We start from the raw sequence: 17,861 nt of genomic DNA, 5'->3' as shown, positions 1-17,861 counted from the left end.
TCCTCCTAGCGGAACGGTGGCCACCAGACGCGTCGGCGCAGGGTGGTGGGCTTGGTGGGGTCGACGGTGACGCTCGTCCCGTCGGTGGACAGGAACACCTGCCAGCCGGGCAGGGCGACCGCGGTCTCCTCGGCGATCCGGACGACCTCGGCGATGGGGTAGTCGTCCCTGAACGCGTCGGCGAGCTCGTGCCCCGCCGGGAAGACCAGCTCCTCCAGCGGGCCCGAGCCGAGCACGACGACGGCCCGCAGGTTGACCGGAAGGAACCGTTCGAGGAGCTGTCGCAGACGGTCGGCGTCGCGCTGCACGAGCGGTCGGCCGGTGGGCCCGCGTTCGACGTAGAGCCCGATCGTGGACGGCGTGTAGACCTCGTCGGCGGCCAGGGCGGTGCCGTCCGGCCGCTGCGGTGTGTAGTCGAGCAGGTCGCCGAACTGCCGGGTGCCGCGGTTGCGGTCGAGGTCGGCGAGGGTCGCGGTGACGGTGCCGGCGAACCGGCGGACGGACGCCTCCTCCGGCGCGCGCCGGCTGGACTGGTCGAGGCCGGGGCCGGGCACACCCCCGCCGAGCCGGCCGAGACCGACGTTGCGGTCGCTGCGGAACAGCAGCCACGTCGTGCCGTCCGCGAGCGTGACCGGCGCCGGGTTCGCGTCCGAGGACGGCCCGCCGGTGACCACGGTGGGCGCCGACGGGCTGCCGGTGGCGTCCAGGTCGGCGGACCACAGGCGCGGGCCGCCGCCCCGGTCGGAGCGGAAGTGGACACGGGCTGCGCCGCCCGGCAGCGGGGCGAGCGCCGGTTCCCGGTCGGTGCCGGTGACACCGGTGACGGCGGTCGGCGCCGACCAGGCGACGGAGGGGAAGTCGAGGTGCCGTACGACGATCCGCCAGCGGTCGTCCGGGTCCGCGTGGGCGTGCCGGACGGCCGACGCCAGCCAGAGCCGGTTCCCGTCGCCGGTCAGGTGCGGGTCGCGCTCGCCGGGGCCACCGGGGGCGAACCAGCCCGGAGCTGACCAGGAACCGCTCAACGCCCGGACCGGGGTGGCGAGTCCGGGCACGGTCCGCCACGATCCCGAACCGTCCAGGAAGGAGAGACCGGCGGCGGTGCCCGCCCAGACGGTGCCCTGGTCGACGAGGACGGCCCGGCAGTCACCGCTGGGCAGACCTTCGGCGGGCGTGTGCACCCGGATGTCGCGTACCGACCGGATCTCGACCGGCCCGGCGGCGGTCGCGGCCCACACCGGTCCCGCGTCGTCCGCCCGCGGCTTCGGGTTCGCCGCCGGGGGCGCCGGGGCGACCTGCCGGACGTCGGCGGCGGCACCGAGGTCCACGGTGCGCACCGACCCGTCGGCGCCGACGCGGGCGACGCCGTGCGCCAGCGCCGTCCACAGCGAACCGTCCTGGGCCGGTGCCGCGTGCCGCGTCTCCGTCCCGGCCAGGAAGGTCGTCCAGGTGCCCGCCGGGTCGAGCCGGGACAGGCCCGCGCCCGTGGCGAACCACACCGCGCCGGTGAAGTCGGCGGCGATGTGCCGTACGTCGTCGCTCGCGAGACCGCCCGTCGCCGCGGTGATCACCTGCCACGAGCCGCCCGGCGAGAGCGCCGCGGCGCCCGCCCCGTGGCCGAACCACACCGTGCCGGACGGGTCCACGGCCACGGTCCGCACATCGGCGGTGGAGAGACTTCCGCCGGTGGTGCCCGGCGTGAACACGGTCGTCGTCCCGTCCGGCCTGCGGACGGCTCCCCCGGCGCCGGTGGCGAACCAGCTCGACCCGTCGGCGTCGACCGCGACGCCCCGCACGTCCGCCGACGGCAGCCCGGTGAGCGAGGTGACCGCGCCGTCCCCGGCCAGCACCCGCGCCCCGGTCGCGGTGGCGATCCGTACCCGGCCGTCCCACCGCAGCCGGTACAGCCGCCATCCGTCGAGCCGGCTGGCCCAGCACAGCCGTACCGCCCCCTCCGGATCGAGTACGGCGGCGCAGTCGGCGTGCCGGCCCGCCGGTACCGCCGGGATGTCCGTGGCGGGGGCCCAGTCGATGTCGGGCTGCCAGCCGCCCCGCCCGGTCAGCGCGCGGTCGCCGAACCCCAGCGCCCGGGCCGCGGTCGAGGCGGCCAGATCGGCGCGCAGCGCGACCCCCGGTCCGGTCGCGGTCGTGGCCAGGGCCAGCGAACCGTCCCCGGCGACGGCCGCGGTGACGCCGGTGAGCTGTGCGTTGAACGCGGCGGTGACCTCGTCCGCGCGGGCCGCGGACGGATCGGCGTAGTCGGCCGCGCGCACGGTGAACCGCTCGGTGGCGCCGTAGCCGGTGAGGGTCAGCACGGTGCCGGCGGTCAGCGCGAACGGGGGTGACGTGTCGCCGCGCAGCCGGGCCGGGGTCGGCGCGGACGGTGTCCCCAGCCGCCAGCGCAGCCGTGCCGCACCGGTGTCGGGGTGCTCGACCCAGGCCAGGCCGAGCCGGCCGTCCGGCAGCGCGACCGGCGCGGGTTCGGCCTGCGGCGCGACCGGCTGGGGCTCGACCACCCGGGTGTCCGCCCAGGCTCCCCGGAAGTACGCCTTGAAATGCAGCCGGGGGACCACGCCGCCGGCGCCGACGGTGGTGGCGTGCGCCACCCACAGCCGGCCGGCCGGGTCCGTGACGGTGCCGAGCCGGCCGCGGGCCGCGCCGTCCAGCGAGACCAGGCTCGCGGCCGCGGTACGCACCTCGATACGGGACGCCTCGCCGGTGAGGCGCGACACGAGCCGCACCGCACCGCCGGTCCCGTCCGCGCGCAGCTCGCCGATGTCCCGGTTCACGACCGCCGCGACCTCGGCGGCCGTCGCGGCGCCCAGGTCGGCGAAGTCGGCCGGCCCGAACGTCAGGGTGACCGGCAGACCGCCGTCCGGCGCGATGGTGACGGTCATGCCGGTGCGCAGTGCGAACGGCTCGCCGGCAGCGCCGGTCAGCGCGGCGCTGGTGGTGGCGGTGCCGGTCGCCACGTCGTGCGGGGCGGTGAATCCGAGCACGGCGGACGCCTCCTCGGCACCCCACCACGCCCCGCCGCGCCGGACCGCGGCGAAGACGTTGCGCTGCGGCGCCGTCCCGGCCCGCGCGACGTGCTGGGAGAACTCGGCGACCCGGGTGGACCAGCCGGTGTAGAAGTCGACCAGGCTGCGCAGTCCCGGGACGGTCCCGACGGAGTCGTAGAGTCTCGGCGCGGTGCGGATCTCGTTGCGCTGCCGTGCCAGGTCCGTGTCGGCGGTCAGGTCCCAGCCGACCCACTGCGACAGCAGGGGCAGGAACCGGCTGTCCACGTCCGATACGGCACGCAGTCCGCGCAGGTTGTCGGCGGAGCTGCGGATCGCGTCGACGGCGGCGCCGTACACGTCCACGAAACGGCGTAACTGCCCGCCGTTGGTGCCGGCTTCGGGAAGCAGGCCGGTGGCGGCGTCGGGCGCCCGGGTGACGGTGTCGTGACGCCGGTACACCTCGGGGATCAGCTCGTAGAGCGTGCGGTGCGCGCCGTGCACATCGCCGGGGGTGGCGACGGCCCGCATCGGCCGGTCCAGGGCCGGGCTGTCCAGCTCGTAGTAGTACGGCGTGCCGGCGTCCAGTTCGCCGCGGCCGACGCCGCCGACGTCGAGCAGGTCGAGCTCCAGGCGCAGCACGGCGCGGTCCGCGCCGAAGACGGTGCGGGTGACGAGCCGGAGCACCTCACGGGACACCGCGGCGGCCGTCTCGGTCACGGTGACGGTCCGCTCCCGGACCCGCAGCGCGCCGGCCGCCGTGTCGCTGTCCGGCAGATCGGTCACGGTGAGCGCGCCGGGCACCGGTGCGGGCGGGAACGCGGCGCTGTCGTGGAGCAGCCAGGGCGCGCCGGTGTCCGGGAACGCGAAGTCGCGCGTCTTGCGCCGTACGGTGACCGGCGGCGCGTCGAGCACGGTCTCGCCCGCGTCGGGCGTGAACGCCCAGCGGACCCAGGTCCGTCGGCCGATCAGGTCGGCGCTCGCGGTGAACGTGTCGATCCTCATGGCAGTGTCGTCCGTACGGTCACGTCGAGGGTGCCGGGGACGGCGATCTCGAACTCGCCGATCTCGATCCGCCCGTCGGTGGCCACGTCGAGCGAGACGGCGTCGCGCAGGAAGGCGGGCAGTTCGGCGAGCGGGGGAAGGTTGTGCCGCGCCAGTTCCGCGTCGACGTCCGGCGCGGGCCGGTCCTGTCGGCGAAGGCCGGTCACGGTCGCCGCGAGGACCCCGGGGACGGACTCGGCGGCCGCGAACACCTCGCTCTGGAACAGCGGCCGGCCGAAGTCGACCCGGGAGAACGACAGGAGCGCGGTGATCGCGGCCTCGACCTGTCCGGCCACCGCGTCCGTGACGAACCGCTCGTCGACCAGCAGTTCGACGCCGATGTCCACGGCGACCGGCTGCGCGTCGAGCACCCGGACCAGGCAGCCGGCCATGCGCTTGTCCTCGAAGTAGCCGACGAGCCGGTTGCGCAGCGCCTCCGGTACCGGGACCAGGGTGTCCCCGGCGGGCGCGACGAACAGGTCGATCCGGTTCGAGGAGACGCTGCGGGCGCGGACCTTGGCCACCGTGCCCGTGCTGTGCGCGAGCGCCTCGTAGTCGCTCGCGGTCACCGCCCGGTTGGTGGACCGGAACGCGAACGGGGCGTACCGCGCGGCGTGGTCGGAGCGTTCGGCGTCGCTGCCGCCCGCCGCCGCGGCCTGGTTCACCACGGCCTGCAGCGTGTCGATCGTGGTGAGCGCGGTGGTGACCGTGCCGGCCGCGAGGTTCCCGGCGGTGCCCTGGCAGACCCGGTAGGAGGCGCGGACGTTGTTCGGCCCGGCGGGCGGTACCCGGCCGGCGCCGAACACGGCGTGTCCGATCCCGTCGGCGTCGAAGAGGAGCTGGTAGTAGCGCGCCTCCGGGTGGGAGAACACGGCCCGCCCGTCCGGGGCGATGTCGAAGAGCAGGCTGTCCCTGCGGTCCCAGGTCACCCAGCCGGCGCCCTCGTTCACCTCGACGACCACGGACGCGACGACCACGGACGCGTCGGGCAGCGCGAAGGACTGGCCGGCCTCGCCGGTGGACGAGCCGATGAGCACCGGCCCGACCGTGCGGCTCTGTTCGACCGGCAGTCCGTCGTAGCGCACCACCGGTCTGCCGTCCGTGCCGACGCCCGGGCGCAGTTGGTCGGAGAGGAGAACCAGGTCCAGGTCGGGACCGAGGTAGGTGAACTCGATCGCGGCGGCGCCCGGCGGCCGGGCGGCGAACCGCGCGCCGCTGGGGACGGCCACGGTCCGCGCGCCGGCCGGCCGGGGGAAGGTGAGCAGCAGATCGGCCATCGCCGGTGCGGCCGGGGTCAGCTCGTAGCCGATCAGCCGGAGCAGGTCGACGATGCTGGCCCGCTCGGTGGCGGTGCCCGGGAACAGTTCGCCGGCGATGCGGTCCTGGTAGTAGAGCGTGATGTCGCCGACGTAGGCGAACAGGTCGACCAGCAGCATGCCGAGGTCGGCGGGGCTCTGGTCGGTCCACTCCGGCAGGCGCTGCTGGGCCAGCCGGAGCATCGCCGTACGCAGGGAGGCGAAGTCCTTGTCGGTGTAGTCGATCGCGGGTGCCGGTGTCGTCATCGCCTACACCAGGGGGACGATCATCTCGGCGGACACCGGCTTGTCGCTGTGCACATAGCTCAGCAGCAGCCGCAGTCCGCCGTCCGAACGGGACAGCCGGGCCCGGGTGACGACGACGCGCCGCTCCCACCGTACGACCGCCTCGTGCGCCTGTTTGCGGAGCAGGTCGGCGGTCACGTCGTCGTCCGGCTCGTGGACCAGCGTGTGCACCCGGGTGCCGAAGTCGCGCAGCATGGGCCGTTCTCCGAGCCGGGTGCCGAGCAGGATCCGCAGGTCGTCGCGGATCTTCTCGGTGCCTTCGGTCCAGGCGATGCCGCCGGTGTGCGGGTCGATCCGGAACGGGAACGCCGCTCCGCGGGCGTCGGCCATAGAGGTCTCCTTCACTTCGTTCACTTCACGACGGCGGACCGGCTCAGGTGCACGCCGGGCTGCAGGACGAGCGGTGCTAGTTGGGGCGACGGGGAGCCGGGCGGACCGTGGACGTGGGTCAGCAACTGGCCCCACAACTGGCCGAAGCCGTTGCCGAGGAGCGTCGGCTCGCTCGCGCCGCTGCCCACCTCGACCTTCGACCCGTCCAGCACGATGTGGTCGGCGCTCACGCGCACGCTGCCGTCGGACTCGATCGAGACGAAGGCGCCGCCGCTGTGCCGGATCAGGATCCGTTCCCCGCCGCCGGTGTCGGTGAGGTCGACGGTGTGCCCGGCGGTGGTCCGGATGACCTGGTGGTCGGGCGGCGTCACGGCGGCCTCGGGCGGGACGGCGTCCGCCGGGTACCAGACCCCCACCCAGATCGGGGCCCGGGTGTCGCCGGCCGCGAACTCCACCCATACGTTGGCGTCCTTGGGCGGTACGAAGAAGTGCCCGTGCGGGAAGCACGGCTCGGCGGTGACGAGCGCCTCCGGTCCGAAGATGTCCGGCACGATCACCCGGAGCCGGCCGCGCCGGCCGTCGTCGGTGTTGTCCCGCACGATCCCGCGGTACTTGCCGTAGTAGTTGCCGGTGTGCCGGGTCAGTTCGTCGGACAGCATGGCGGGCCTCCTGTCACCGGGTCGCGGTGATGTGGGTGAAGTAGCTGGATTCCTGGCGGTCGCCGACCAGGTCGCGGGTGTACACGTGGTTGACCTTCGTCAGGTACCAGACCCCCTCGGCCCAGGGCGCGAGCCCGGTGATCCGGAGCATCGCCTTGGCCCGCAGCAGCGCGTTGCCGACGGCCTTGCCCCGGCCGCTCATCCCGACGATCCGGGTCGGGTCGACGCTCACGCGGTTCCTGGCGTCCTGGGCGGTGCCCGCCGCCTTGCCGACGACCCGCTCGGCCGGTGTGGTGAGCCGGCCCTGCGCCACGGCCGCCTTCCCGGTCAGCGCCTCGATCGCCGCGCGCATCCGGTCCGACGCGGCCGGGGCGCGGCCCGTCTGCGGCGCGGCCAGCGGAGGCCGGGGCGGGGCGACCGGCGCCGGCTGGTCCACGAGCAGGCCGGTGTCCGGATCGACGGTGCTCGCCGAGCGGACCGGGAGCGCGCCGGAGCTGATCCGCTCGTAGGTGAACGTGACCAGGTCGCTGCCCACCCGGCAGTACCGCAGCGTGCCGATCGGCTCCGAGGCCGCGATCGCGGCGATGGGCCGGAACGAGAACTGTGACTCCTTGTTGTCGGTCAGTTCGACGTACGCCAGGCAGCCCTGGCCGCGGGCCTGCTCCAGGATGAAGTCCCAGACCGAGGTGGCGACATAGCGGCCGGCGCCGCGGACGTCCGGCGCGGTGTCGTCGACCGGCTCGATCTTCCCCACCGTGATCCCGGTGCCGGACGCGGTGACCAGTTTGCCGAGCAGGGCGCTGAGCGGTTCGCCGGTGTTCCATGTCTCGGGGGCGAACGGGGTCTGCGCCAGCCGGTGGCTGTAGTCCCGGGCGGTCAGTTCGATGTGCTGCCCCTGGGGGCCGGCCAGCACCCGGCTGCTCACCACGACCCCCTCGAACAACGCCGCGTGCTGCATCTGCCGACCCAGGTCGAGCCGCACCACCAGGCCCTCGAACAGGGCGTGCGCGAGCACACCCGTGTGGTCGTCGAGGACCACCTTCGCCTCGTCCGTGAGCCGGTCGTGGTCCTCCACGGCGACCGAGCGCACCGGCACCGTGACGTCGGCCAGGTCGCCCGGGCCGGTGCCGATCCGCACGGTGGCGAACGGGGCCCGGTTGTCACCGCCCGTAGGGGGCGGGGTCGCTACGGCCATGTCAGAACACCCGGTCCCGGCCGACCACGCCGATGTCCTGCGAGGCCGGCACCGACAGGGCGGCGCCCGGCCGCAGGTCGAGCGGGAACGCCACCGGGTTGGCGTCGGCGATGCGCCACCACACCTCGCTGTCGCCGAAGTAGCGCCAGGACAGGTACTCCATGTCCTCGACGCCGGTCACCCGGTGCTCGTAGGTGATGTCGTCGGCGGCGGGTGGCGTGTACCGGCGGATCGCCACGGTGGCCCGCGTGCTGCCGGTGGCGTCGACGGCCGGATAGACCGCCGCCTGCCGGTACCGCGAGGTGATCGACACGGACATGATCGGGCGCCCCTCTCAGAGTTCGAAGATGTTCTGCACCAGGCCGGCGCCCGGTACGGCCTGCACCCAGTCCCGGAAGTCCAGTTGTCCGTAGGACTTACCGACCTCGACCAGCCGGTCGAGCACGTCGAGGCTGGTGGTGATCGACGCGGTCTGTTCGTTGAGGGTCAGGCTGACCTCGGCGCGCTCCGGCGTGAGGTCGGGCTTGAACTTGGTGATCTTGATGTTGAGGTCGGTCATCACGCAGTCCAGGTCGATGCCGCCGAGCTTGAGCGTGCACACCGGTGGCTGGGCCGGCGGACAGAACGTCTTGGCACCGCTGAACCAGGCGAGTACGTCGTTGACCGGATCCCAGGCGGGGTTCATGAACGAGCGCAGCACCGCGAGGCTGGGCTCGATCCGGCCGCCGAACCGCGCGTCGTCCGGCGCCGGGCCGTCTCCGCTCTGCTGCGCCGGGATGTCCGGGAGGGACCGCGCGTCGAGGGCGAAGTCCAGCGCGAACGAGCGCGGCTTGCCGAAGTCGGCCTCCAGCGCCTTGGTCCCGACCAGCGAACTGCCGATCTCCTTCAGGTCGGTGGCGATCCCGCTGACGTTGCCGAAGCCCTTGGACGCCGCGGTCTGGTCGAACGCCCAGTTGCCGAGGCTGGTGGTCTCCCGGTAGGCGAAGCTCTTCTTCTCGGACAGCAGTTCCGGGTTGAACTGGAACCGGAAGATCAGCGGCGGAACGGCGATGAGGTTGGCGAGGTAGCCGGCGGTGCGTGCCATGACGACTCCTAGATCGGTAGGGGCAGCCGGCTGCCGCCGCCGCGCTGGTCGTAGTCGAACCACATCCGGGCGTGCTGGTCGATGTCGTCCGACGGGGCGGTGGAGAGGGCGGGTTCCGTGGTGGTCCAGGTGACGGTGGGTGTCGCGACCGGTCCGGGTGCGGAGCTCTCCACGTCGACGACCACCTCGTCGATCTGGACGGTGGCCCGGGTCCGGTCGGCGGTCTCGGCCGCGCGGCGCGGAATCCCGTCGTGACCCGCAGGACCGGCGAAGTGGCCGGTGATCGAGGACAGCAGGCCGTCGAGTCCGCCGTGGGTCAGCCATGCCTCGTACGCGTTCGCGACCGCGGTCAGGCCGGTCTGCGGTGTCGTCGCCTCGCCGACCACGAGTCGGTCGGCCAGCCGTGCCGACTGGGTGCTGACGTCGTCCAGCGCGCGGCCGAGGCGCGCGTCGGACAGCCTGGTCTCGGCCCGCGCGGCGGCCTCCAGGGTGGACCCGATGGTGCGCAGTCCGTCCGAGAGCTGCCCGGTGCCGAGGTCGAGCGCGTCCGTGCCGAGCTTGCGCACCTTGCCGAGCGGCTCGGTCAGGCCCGCGATGAAGGCCGGATCGGACAGCACCGCGGCGAAGTTCGGCGGCGCGGGCCGGACGGCCACCGGGCCCGCGCTGTCGAGGGAGGTGGCCGGGAGGCCGAGTTCGGCCGCCTGGGTGAGCGCGTTCTGCTGCTTGTCGGACACCTGGGTGTCGGTCAGCAGCTGGAAGACCAGAGGGAGCACCGCGGGCAGGATCCGGACCAGGTGCGTGATGATCCGGAACGCCCTGAGGTCGCCGAGGTTGCGCAGGACCGCGTCGATCGTCGGGATCAGCCAGTTGAGCAGACCGTCCACCGTGGCCCGGACGGCGTCGCCGAGCACGACACCGATCCGCAGCACCGCGATGAGCGCCTGCTGGACGCCGTCGAAGACGCCGCCGACGATCCCGTCCACGGTGGATGCCAGGACGCCTACGACGGAGGCTCCGACCCGGGCCACGACGGCCACCGTGTCCAGCGCGAGCACCAACAGGGCGCCGCGCGTCAGCAGCGTGACCCGCAGCGCGAAGCGGAGTGTCTCGGCGAGCCCCTGACGGATGTCGCCGAGCCGGCTGATCAGCACGGCGAGCGAGCCGACGGCGATGGGCAGCGCGAGGACGAGGCCGTCCACGACCTTCGCGACGGCGTTCAACAGCGCGGTGGCACTGCCCAGTTGGTCGATGGGCGGCTTAGTGCCGACGGGCGGGTCGCCGGCGGCCTGGAACAGCTTGGTGAGCGAGTCGACCGCGCCCTTGATGCTGTCGAGCTGGGCGACCAGGCCGGTTCCCGGGCTCGTTGGAGCCCCGGCACCGGGCGCGGGTCCGGCCTTGGGAGTGACCGCGGGGCCGCCGATCATGGTGAGGATGTGCTCGACGTGCTCGGCGAGCTTCGCGATGTCCTGGAACGACCAGACCAGCCGGAACTGCGAGACGACACCGCCCGCGGCGCCGCCGATCAGGTTGCCGACGAACCCGCCGAGACCGCCCAGCAGCCCGGAGAGGAAGTCGCCGAACCCGGCGCCCGGCGCGAGGTCGTTGATGTTGACGACATGGACCTTGAGGGCGCCCTCGTACATCGGCGGTGCGCCGAAGTTCGGCCCGGCGGTGATGACGGACGTGAACGCGAACGTGCCGTAGGTCGAGGTGGCGCGCTCGATGTCCTCCAGGGCGCGGCGCCCGAACCGGGTCTGGGTGAGCAGCAGTCCGAGCTGGGTGATGAGTTCCTCGGTCTCGTCCATGTCAGACCCGCACCCCCTCGGTGAGGACCCGAAGCCGCCGCTCGCCCGTGCGGAAGGCGTCCCGGACGGCGCCGGCGAACGCGGCGGCCACCGCGTCGGCGAGGTCCTCGTCGAGGTCCCGGCCGGCGCGGACGCGCAGGGTCAGCCGGGGCAGGACGACCCGTCCGAGCGCGGCCCGGCGCAGGATCCTCGGTGACGTGGGCAGCCGCTCGCCCGCGCGGTCGACCAGCCCGCCGACGTACCCGTCGATGACCGCGCCGACCACCACGAATCCGCCGCTCGCCAGCCACGACTCGAACGTCCGCGCGAGCTGGTCCGCCGGCGGGTCCGCGCTCTGCCGCCTGATCTCGTCGCCGAACACCCGGTCGGCGAGCGCGACGGACTGATCGCCGATCCGGTCCAGGCCGGGGAGCCGGCTCGCGTCGAGCTGTGCGGCGACGCTCGCCTCGGCGAGCTCGCCCAGGCCGGTGGCGGTGCTGGTGAGCGCTCCCCGGACGGCGGTGCGCAGTCCGTCGCCCAGCGCGCCGACCGCGCCGGCCAGGGCGGGACCGAGCGCCGGGTCGACCAGGCGCGGGAAGTCCGAGTGGAAGGCGAGGGGCGGGCCCTCGGGGAACGCGGGCAGGAGCACCTGCCCGGGGCCGTGGGTGTCGAACAGCGCGTCCAGGAGCAGGCGGGCGCGGCGGAGCTGCCGGTGCGCGTACGGCCACAGCACCAGCGGGCTGCGGCGCACCCGTTTCCGGATCCAGTCCAGGACGTCCGAGAGGGTCGTGTACAGGTTCCGGTTGAGTCCGGTTCCGGGCTTGTCGAGAAGGTCGTCGAGCGAGAAGGCGGCCACGTTCGCCACGAACGTGTCGCCGATCCCCGGGATCAGACGGGCCAGGTTGAAGTCGAACGCCGTGGTGACGACGAACAGCGCCACGCGCAGCAACCGGACCACGCCCCGCAGCGCGTAGCCGAGCGCGCCGACGAAGTCACGGATCCGGGTGCCGAGTGCGGTGCCGAACGCGAGCAGGACGCGCACCGTGAGGTCCAGGTGCGCGCCGAGCAGTCCGGCGATCCCGCGGGTCAGTCGCGTCGCCGTGCCGATCAGACCGGCGAACCGGGCGTACGCGGTGCTCAGCGCGTCGCGCCGTAGCTCCAACACGGCTTGGAACTGCTGCTGGAGGGTGCGCCGGAGCACCGTGCCGAGCGCGCCCAGCAACGACTCGGCGACGGCGGGCAGCAGCGCGACAACCGCGATCCCGGTGGCGATGCCCGCCGCGATCCCGTCCAGTGACCCGGTCGAGGACGCGGGGGACGGGGAGGGCGGCGTTGTCTCGGCCCGGTGGGCCGGCACGAAGGGCCGGAGCTGGTCGGTGAACCGTTCGAGCTCGCCGCCCTTGACGCTGGCCTCCGAGAAGGCGCGGAAGGCCAGTACGGCGACCGCGACGAGGTCCGGGCTGTCGAAGAGGGCCGGCCGCGGTGCCGCGTTGGACGCCGAGACGTCCAACGCGGCTGCTGTCGCGAGGAGTTGGCTCAGCAGGCCGGGAATCGCGTCCGCGTCGTCGAGCCGCAGCGGCCGGGTCAGACCGGCGAGGAACGCGAGCCCGGCGTCGGCGAGGCTCGGCACGGGCGCGGCCTGGGTGAGCGCGCGGCGCTGCGACGGTACGACGCGCAGGGTCACCGCGCCGTCGACGAACCGCAGCGCCGGGAAGCGCGCGGTGGCCCGGTCGGCCTGCCGTCCGGCCAGCAGCCGGCGTTCCAGTACCGGCCGCACGGCGCGCCGTGCCACGCGCAGGGCGTGCTCCTGGGCGGCGAAGGCATCGGCGAACCGGGCGGCGGCCGCGGCGAAGTCGATCGGCATCGTCATCACCCGCCCGCGCCGGTCAGGTAGGGCTGTCTCCGCAGCCGTGCCAGGAGCCCGTCCTGGAAGCGGCGCACGTCGTCGGGGTCGGCGCCGGGCACCCGAAGGCGCAGGGTGCGCACCACCGGCCGGAGCACGTCGCTCTCGGGGAGCTCGGCGACCGGGAAGTCGGAGAGCAGCCGGTCCACCTTCTCCCGCACCGGGCCCGCCAACGCGGCCGGCAGCAGGTGGTCGACGATCGCGTTCAGCGGCGTGAGGTCGACCGGCGCGCTCAGGAAGCCCGGCAGCTCCGGCACGGCCAGTCCGGTCACGGCGGGAACCCGGACGGCCGGGACCCGGACCACGAAGGGCGGTTCGGCGGCGGGGGCGGGGGACGGCACCGTGAGGTCGGGCAGTACGGGCAGCACGGGCAGCGCCGGGAAGGAGAGGGGCGGCAGCTCCGGCAGCGCGGCGAGCAGCGGCGCGAGCCGGCCCGGCTCGGACGGTGATGCGGACCCGCCCGGTCCGGACGGTGACTTCTTGTTCTTCGCCGGTGCGGCGTCCAGCGCGGCCTTGAAGACGTCCGCCTCGGTACGCAGCGCGGTGACGACCCGGACGGTCGGGTGCCCGGCGATCAACGCCCCGGCGAACGTGCCGAGTTCGGCGGGAAGGGTGCCGGCGGAGAGCTTGCCTCCCACCGTCGAGAGAGCGGACTCCAGTTGGCCGAGACCCTGGCCGAACGCGGCGCCCGCGGCGATGAGTTGTGTCCGCAGTACGCCGGTCACCCGGGTGAGGAGGCGGTCGGCCGAGAGCGCGCCGTCGACCCGGGACGTCGCGCCCGCGGCCACCTCCCCGATCGCGGTGGCCGCACCGCCGGCGAGCGCGGCGAGGCCGTTCATCAGCGCGGCGACCGGTGCGAGCGCCGGCCCCACCCGGACGACCAGGAGGGCCAGGGCACCGAGCGCCTGGCCGGACAGCCGCCCGAGCCGCGTCCCGACGATGACGAGACCCGCCGTGAGCGGGTTGCGCATCCGGTCGCCGAGCACCTGGCCGATCAGGTCCCGCACGGCGATGAACAGGCGGGTCAGGGACCCGAACAGGTCGTAGGCGGCGCGTACTTCGCGGCGGTCGCCGAGTGCCGCCAGCAGGCCGTAACCGAAGCCCGCGGCAGCCAGTCCGCCACCCACGAGGACGCCGGTACCGACCGGCGCGACCACCAGGCCGACGGCGAGCGCGAACGGGGCCAGCCTCCACACCACCGCGAGGACCAGCGTCTTCCAGCTGAACTCGGTGAACCTCATCAGCAGGTAGATCCCGGCCACGGCGTACAGCGGGTCGAGCGCCATGCCGACGATCTTCCCTGCGAGCCCGAGCAGCGACCCCACGGCGTTCGGGCCGCCCTGGCTCACCGGCACCGAGCGCTGGGCGGCCGCGAACCGCTCTTCCAGTTGGCCGATGTTGACGAGGTACCCGCTCAGGTTGAGACGGGTGAGAGGAGTCTCGAACCCCCACCAGTGCACCAGGAAGGCGGCGCGGGCGCGCTCGACGATCACCGACTCGTGGTCGACGATCTCCAGCCACGGTGTCAGGGTGCGGACCGTCGCGCACAGCGAGCGGGTCAGCCCGCGCAGCAGCATGATCACCGGCATGGTGCCGGCCCTCCCCTCCGTCAGCTGGTCAGTCGCGGTCGCGGGCCGCCTCGACCTGGGCGTTCTCCCGCTGGATCTGCTCGACGAGCAGATCCACGAACTCGCGCCGGTCCCCGGCGGCCATGTCCATCAGCTCGCCGTGGGGCCAGTGCAGGTGGTAGCCGAGGAAGAAGACCTCCCGGCGGAGCTGGTCGAGACTCACTCCAGAACTAAAAAATTCGTCATGTCCAAAGTGGCCCGCATCTCGTGCCCGCAGGCCGGGCAGTCCAGTTCGCGGATCAAGTCGATGCCGGGCGCGCCGTCGTTGAAGGCCCGGTCGATCAGCCGGCGGTCGGTCAGGGTGAGATCGGCGAGGATCTTCGGGCCGAGCGCCTCCAGCCGGTGCGGCGGCAGGTCGCCGAGGGACTTCAGGCAGCGGGCGAGCAGCGCGTTCTTGCCCAGCGACGCGTTCTTGCGCAACTGCGGTGCCGCCGCCGCCTCGTCGTCGCCACGCGCCAGGCGCAGCGTCATGGCGGTGTGCACCGACCCGTCGCGGTCGACGTACCCGTCGAGGAGTTCGACCACCACGTCCTGCGGCGGCTCCCCGTCGGCGAGCGGGCGCACCGGCAGTGTGTCCAGGTCCTCGGTCTGCTCGAAACGGTCCCCGCAGGACGGGCAGGTGTAGCCGGCCTTCAGCTCCGGCCCGAACGTGAAGCTGCGCAGCCGGATCAGCAGGAAGTTGCGGTCCAGGGAGTACAGGGCGTCGATGTCGGCGCGGCGTACCTGCTGCAGGTCGCCGAGCCGCACGACACAGCTGTGCAGCAGGGCGGTGACCAGCCGGCCGCCGTTGCGCTGGTTGGCCGGGTCGGCGAGGAGCGCCTCCTCGCGGCCGGTCATCTTGCGCAACGTCACCTGCCGGTGCGTCTGTCCGTCGTGGTCGACGTGGCCGATCGGGAGGGTGACGTCCAGTTCGCGGACGCCGGCCCGGCCGGGCGCAGTATCGGTGAGGGTCATCGGCGGGCTCCTAGGAGACGCGTTCGAGACCCTCGTGCTCCAGCACGATGGTCTGCAGGAAGAGGTTGGTCGACCCGGCTTCGAGGTCGGTGAACTTGGACGACTTGACCCACGCGCCGTAGAAGGCGAACTGCAGGACGACATCCCCGAAGTGACGCTTGACGATCATGCCGTTCTTGCGCACCGAAGAGCCGCCCTGCCGTGGGGCGTTGAGACGGAACGTCTGCTGGAACCAGTCCAGGAACCGCTTGTCGTCGGCGCTGCCGTCGACCCGTCGCTCGATGGTCAGCGGCTCGAACTTCATCTTCGCGGCGGCCAGTTTGTACACATGACCGCTGCCGCCGTCCGGTTGCTCGATCGTGTCGAGCTCCCCCTCGCTGAGCCCGGACACCTTGCTCACGCCGGGACTCTCCACGCCCTCGATGACGAGGACGAACTCGTTGGCCCGGTAACCCTCGTCGAAGTCGTTGACCCTGGGCATGACCGCTCCTCACTTTCCCTCTGGTGGGACCGTCCGGCGGGACCTTCCGATGGACGGTCCGGCGCGGCTGTCGGGTGGGACCTTCCGGTGGACTCAGGCCTCATTGGTCGTGGCGCCGCTCGCCTGCTGGCCGACGACGATCACGATCGTCTCGGCGGGCCGGGACGGGTAGAACAGCACCTGGACCTGCAGCAGGCCCTGCTGCACCTGGTCGGGCGGGTTGTTGGTGGCGTCGACGGTGACCTTGAAGGTCTGTTCGGGGCTGCCGGTGCCGAACGCGCCCTGCCGCCACAGCCCCATCAGGAACGGGGTCACGGTGCCGAACTTCACGGCGCTCCACAGCGATGCCCGGTTGGGCTCCTGCCGTGCCCAGCGCAGTCCGGTACGGAGGCTGCTCTCGACGAAGTTGAACAGCAGCCGCACGTTGACGTAGCGCCAGCGCGGGTCGGAGCTGAGCGTCCGGGAGGCGTCCACCACGATCCCGGCCCGCGGCACCGGCCGGATGCCGTTGACGCCGCCGTTGACCACGAGGTCCGTGTGGTCGGTGTCGGAGAGCCGGGTCTCCACGTCCAGGACGCCGAGCAGGTTGGCCTCGTCGCCGGCCGGCGCCTTCCAGATGCCTCGGGTCGCCTCGATCCGCGCGCAGACCCCCAGCACGTGCCCGACCGGCGGGAGCGTGATCTGCGGACTGTTCCCGGTGCCGATCGGGTCGGGTACGACGATCCACGGCCCGTACAGCGCCCCGTACGCCTTCCTCGTCTGCAGCGCCTGCCCGTACGCGACGGCCTGCCCGGCGGCGACGAAGCCCTCCGGGACGGAGCCGACGAACAGGGTGTCGCCCCGGCCCGCGCAGTAGGCGAGGGCCGCTTCGGCGATCGCGGTGTCGGTGCGCTCGCAGCACACGAGCTGGACGTCGAACGGGTCGAACGCGAAGAAGCCGGTGCGGGCCGCGGGATCGCCGATGAAGTGCGTGGCGGTGGGCGTGCCGTCGGCACCGCCCTGCAACGACAGGAAGCCGTTCGTCGCGGCCGGCCGGTCGGCTCCCGGGCTCGGCGTGCCGACGTCGACCAGTCGTACGTACCGCGATCCGGACAGCGGGTTGTTCAGCACGGTGGGCGCGTAGTTCGCGGCGCCCGGCTCCATCGACAGCCCGGTGTACGTCTCGACGGCGTGGTCGGTGTCCCCGGTCCCCTGCGCGATGGTCAGGTCGAACTCGGCGTTGGAGACGGCGACCGCGCGCAGGTCGGTGAAGGCGCCGGGGTTGGGCAGATCCGGCGCCCAGGCGACGGCGCCGCTCGCCGGGTCGACGGACAGCAGCCGGACGCGGGCGGTGGTGACGGTGTCGGCGACGACGATCGCGTCGCCCACGTCGAAGCCGTCCGGCCTGGCCAGTTGGGTGCCTCCGGCGCCCAGCGCGACGGGCGTGCCCTGCACCGGGTTGGCCATCACGGCGAAGCCGAGCGCGGTCGCGTCCGCGGTGACCTGGAGCCCGGTCCAGCCGCCGCCGACCGCGGCCCGCTCGCCGGTCGAGGTGAGGACCAGGGCGTTGCCGCCGCTGAGCGAGGCGACCAGCAGATGGGTCTGCCGGTTGATCGCGTCGCGGATCTCCTGCCGGGTGGCGGCCGCGGGGTTGGCGAAGTCGGTGCTGACGAAGGTGAGCGCGGTCGGTGTGCTCGCGCCGTCCACCTTGACCGACAGGACCGGCGGCGAGGACAGGTTGACCGTGGCGGCGAGCGGGGAGCCGGTGACCGTGGCGCGTGCCGACTCGCGGAGCCTGCTGGACGCCGACGCGCTGAGCGCCGTCCGCACGAACAGTCCGCGGCCCCATGCGCCGGGGTCGGCCTGTCCGCGGTAGCCGGCCTCCAGACGCAGGGTGCCGTTGGTGCCGCCGGTGTCGGGCAGCGTCCGGCTCGCGACCGCGTCGGCGGCGCTGAGCGTGGGGTCGACCACCCGGTTGACGTACGCCGTCTGACCGCCGTTGTCGAAGAACCCCTTCACCAGGTACGCGCCCAGACCACTGGCGAAGTAGCTGCCGAACTGGGCCACGAACTGCACGAAACTGGTCACCCGTACCGGGGTGTTGGGTACGCCGCGTTGGGTCAGCACGTTGAACGCGCCGACCGAGACGGCGGCACCCGTGACCGTGGGCGCCTCGGTGCCGTCGGTCTCGATGACGTTGACGCCGATGTTGAAGGCCATCGC

General features: G+C 73.3%; 14 protein-coding genes. All 14 read right to left on the bottom strand.

From position 1 onward, the window contains the following. Window positions 1-5: 5 nt before the first annotated feature. The 14 genes from ACIQRL_RS19745 to ACIQRL_RS19680 all read right to left on the bottom strand — a co-directional run bounded on the left by ACIQRL_RS19745 (window position 6) and on the right by ACIQRL_RS19680 (window position 17,858). Complete coding sequence (locus ACIQRL_RS19745) at window positions 6-4,001, bottom strand: hypothetical protein (RefSeq protein ID WP_401332882.1); 3,996 nt, start codon at window positions 3,999-4,001, stop codon at window positions 6-8. Beyond that, entirely contained in the window at window positions 3,998-5,602 is a 1,605-nt protein-coding gene (locus tag ACIQRL_RS19740) for a baseplate J/gp47 family protein (protein WP_401332880.1), read from the bottom strand. Before ACIQRL_RS19740 ends, ACIQRL_RS19745 begins: the two co-directional genes overlap by 4 nt. A 3-nt stretch (window positions 5,603-5,605) precedes the next feature. After that, window positions 5,606-5,971 carry a GPW/gp25 family protein gene (locus ACIQRL_RS19735; RefSeq protein WP_261702319.1) on the bottom strand — a complete coding sequence of 122 codons (366 nt, stop codon included), beginning with the start codon at window positions 5,969-5,971 and terminating at the stop codon, window positions 5,606-5,608. Between the two features lie 20 nt (window positions 5,972-5,991). Next, the gene (locus ACIQRL_RS19730) at window positions 5,992-6,630 is read right to left on the bottom strand and encodes a phage baseplate assembly protein V (RefSeq protein WP_401332878.1); all 639 of its coding nucleotides are present in this window, start codon (window positions 6,628-6,630) and stop codon (window positions 5,992-5,994) included. A 13-nt stretch (window positions 6,631-6,643) separates the two neighbouring features. Next, complete coding sequence (locus ACIQRL_RS19725) at window positions 6,644-7,825, bottom strand: hypothetical protein (RefSeq protein WP_401332876.1); 1,182 nt, start codon at window positions 7,823-7,825, stop codon at window positions 6,644-6,646. Window position 7,826: 1 nt separating this feature from the next. Beyond that, complete coding sequence (locus ACIQRL_RS19720) at window positions 7,827-8,144, bottom strand: hypothetical protein (protein ID WP_401332874.1); 318 nt, start codon at window positions 8,142-8,144, stop codon at window positions 7,827-7,829. Window positions 8,145-8,159: 15 nt separating this feature from the next. Then, window positions 8,160-8,909, bottom strand: coding sequence for a hypothetical protein (locus ACIQRL_RS19715; protein WP_401332872.1), 750 nt, complete (start codon window positions 8,907-8,909; stop codon window positions 8,160-8,162). 8 nt (window positions 8,910-8,917) lie between these two features. Then, window positions 8,918-10,714: a hypothetical protein gene (locus tag ACIQRL_RS19710; RefSeq protein ID WP_401332870.1), complete on the bottom strand. Its 1,797-nt coding sequence runs from the start codon at window positions 10,712-10,714 to the stop codon at window positions 8,918-8,920. Between the two features lies 1 nt (window position 10,715). Further along, window positions 10,716-12,557, bottom strand: coding sequence for a hypothetical protein (locus ACIQRL_RS19705; RefSeq protein WP_401332868.1), 1,842 nt, complete (start codon window positions 12,555-12,557; stop codon window positions 10,716-10,718). 5 nt (window positions 12,558-12,562) lie between these two features. After that, complete coding sequence (locus ACIQRL_RS19700; RefSeq protein WP_401332867.1) at window positions 12,563-14,185, bottom strand: hypothetical protein; 1,623 nt, start codon at window positions 14,183-14,185, stop codon at window positions 12,563-12,565. Between the two features lie 28 nt (window positions 14,186-14,213). Further along, a complete protein-coding gene (locus tag ACIQRL_RS19695; protein WP_401332865.1) occupies window positions 14,214-14,387 on the bottom strand; it encodes a hypothetical protein in 174 nt (57 codons plus the stop codon). Beyond that, window positions 14,384-15,178, bottom strand: a complete 795-nt coding sequence (locus ACIQRL_RS19690; protein ID WP_401332863.1) for a hypothetical protein — start codon at window positions 15,176-15,178, stop codon at window positions 14,384-14,386. The genes ACIQRL_RS19695 and ACIQRL_RS19690 overlap by 4 nt, the downstream gene beginning before the upstream one ends. Window positions 15,179-15,188: 10 nt before the next feature. Next, on the bottom strand, window positions 15,189-15,659 hold the full coding sequence (locus tag ACIQRL_RS19685) for a phage tail protein (RefSeq protein ID WP_365874677.1): 471 nt from the start codon (window positions 15,657-15,659) through the stop codon (window positions 15,189-15,191). A 93-nt stretch (window positions 15,660-15,752) separates the two neighbouring features. After that, window positions 15,753-17,858: a phage tail sheath family protein gene (locus tag ACIQRL_RS19680; RefSeq protein WP_401332862.1), complete on the bottom strand. Its 2,106-nt coding sequence runs from the start codon at window positions 17,856-17,858 to the stop codon at window positions 15,753-15,755. Between the last annotated feature and the right edge of the window lie 3 nt (window positions 17,859-17,861).

This window comes from Streptomyces sp. NPDC091209 (assembly GCF_044757755.1).
Taxonomy (GTDB): Bacteria; Actinomycetota; Actinomycetes; order Streptomycetales; family Streptomycetaceae; genus Streptomyces.
This window is presented reverse-complemented; position numbering and strand designations above follow the sequence as displayed.

Bases quoted from the DNA above. Each gene is read 5' to 3' on its own strand.
- ACIQRL_RS19745 (WP_401332882.1), bottom strand. From the start codon at position 4,001: ATGAGGATCGACACGTTCACCGCGAGCGCCGACCTGATCGGCCGACGG.
- ACIQRL_RS19740 (WP_401332880.1), bottom strand. From the start codon at position 5,602: ATGACGACACCGGCACCCGCGATCGACTACACCGACAAGGACTTCGCC.
- ACIQRL_RS19735 (WP_261702319.1), bottom strand. From the start codon at position 5,971: ATGGCCGACGCCCGCGGAGCGGCGTTCCCGTTCCGGATCGACCCGCAC.
- ACIQRL_RS19730 (WP_401332878.1), bottom strand. From the start codon at position 6,630: ATGCTGTCCGACGAACTGACCCGGCACACCGGCAACTACTACGGCAAG.
- ACIQRL_RS19725 (WP_401332876.1), bottom strand. From the start codon at position 7,825: ATGGCCGTAGCGACCCCGCCCCCTACGGGCGGTGACAACCGGGCCCCG.
- ACIQRL_RS19720 (WP_401332874.1), bottom strand. From the start codon at position 8,144: ATGTCCGTGTCGATCACCTCGCGGTACCGGCAGGCGGCGGTCTATCCG.
- ACIQRL_RS19715 (WP_401332872.1), bottom strand. From the start codon at position 8,909: ATGGCACGCACCGCCGGCTACCTCGCCAACCTCATCGCCGTTCCGCCG.
- ACIQRL_RS19710 (WP_401332870.1), bottom strand. From the start codon at position 10,714: ATGGACGAGACCGAGGAACTCATCACCCAGCTCGGACTGCTGCTCACC.
- ACIQRL_RS19705 (WP_401332868.1), bottom strand. From the start codon at position 12,557: ATGCCGATCGACTTCGCCGCGGCCGCCGCCCGGTTCGCCGATGCCTTC.
- ACIQRL_RS19700 (WP_401332867.1), bottom strand. From the start codon at position 14,185: ATGCCGGTGATCATGCTGCTGCGCGGGCTGACCCGCTCGCTGTGCGCG.
- ACIQRL_RS19690 (WP_401332863.1), bottom strand. From the start codon at position 15,178: ATGACCCTCACCGATACTGCGCCCGGCCGGGCCGGCGTCCGCGAACTG.
- ACIQRL_RS19685 (WP_365874677.1), bottom strand. From the start codon at position 15,659: ATGCCCAGGGTCAACGACTTCGACGAGGGTTACCGGGCCAACGAGTTC.
- ACIQRL_RS19680 (WP_401332862.1), bottom strand. From the start codon at position 17,858: ATGGCCTTCAACATCGGCGTCAACGTCATCGAGACCGACGGCACCGAG.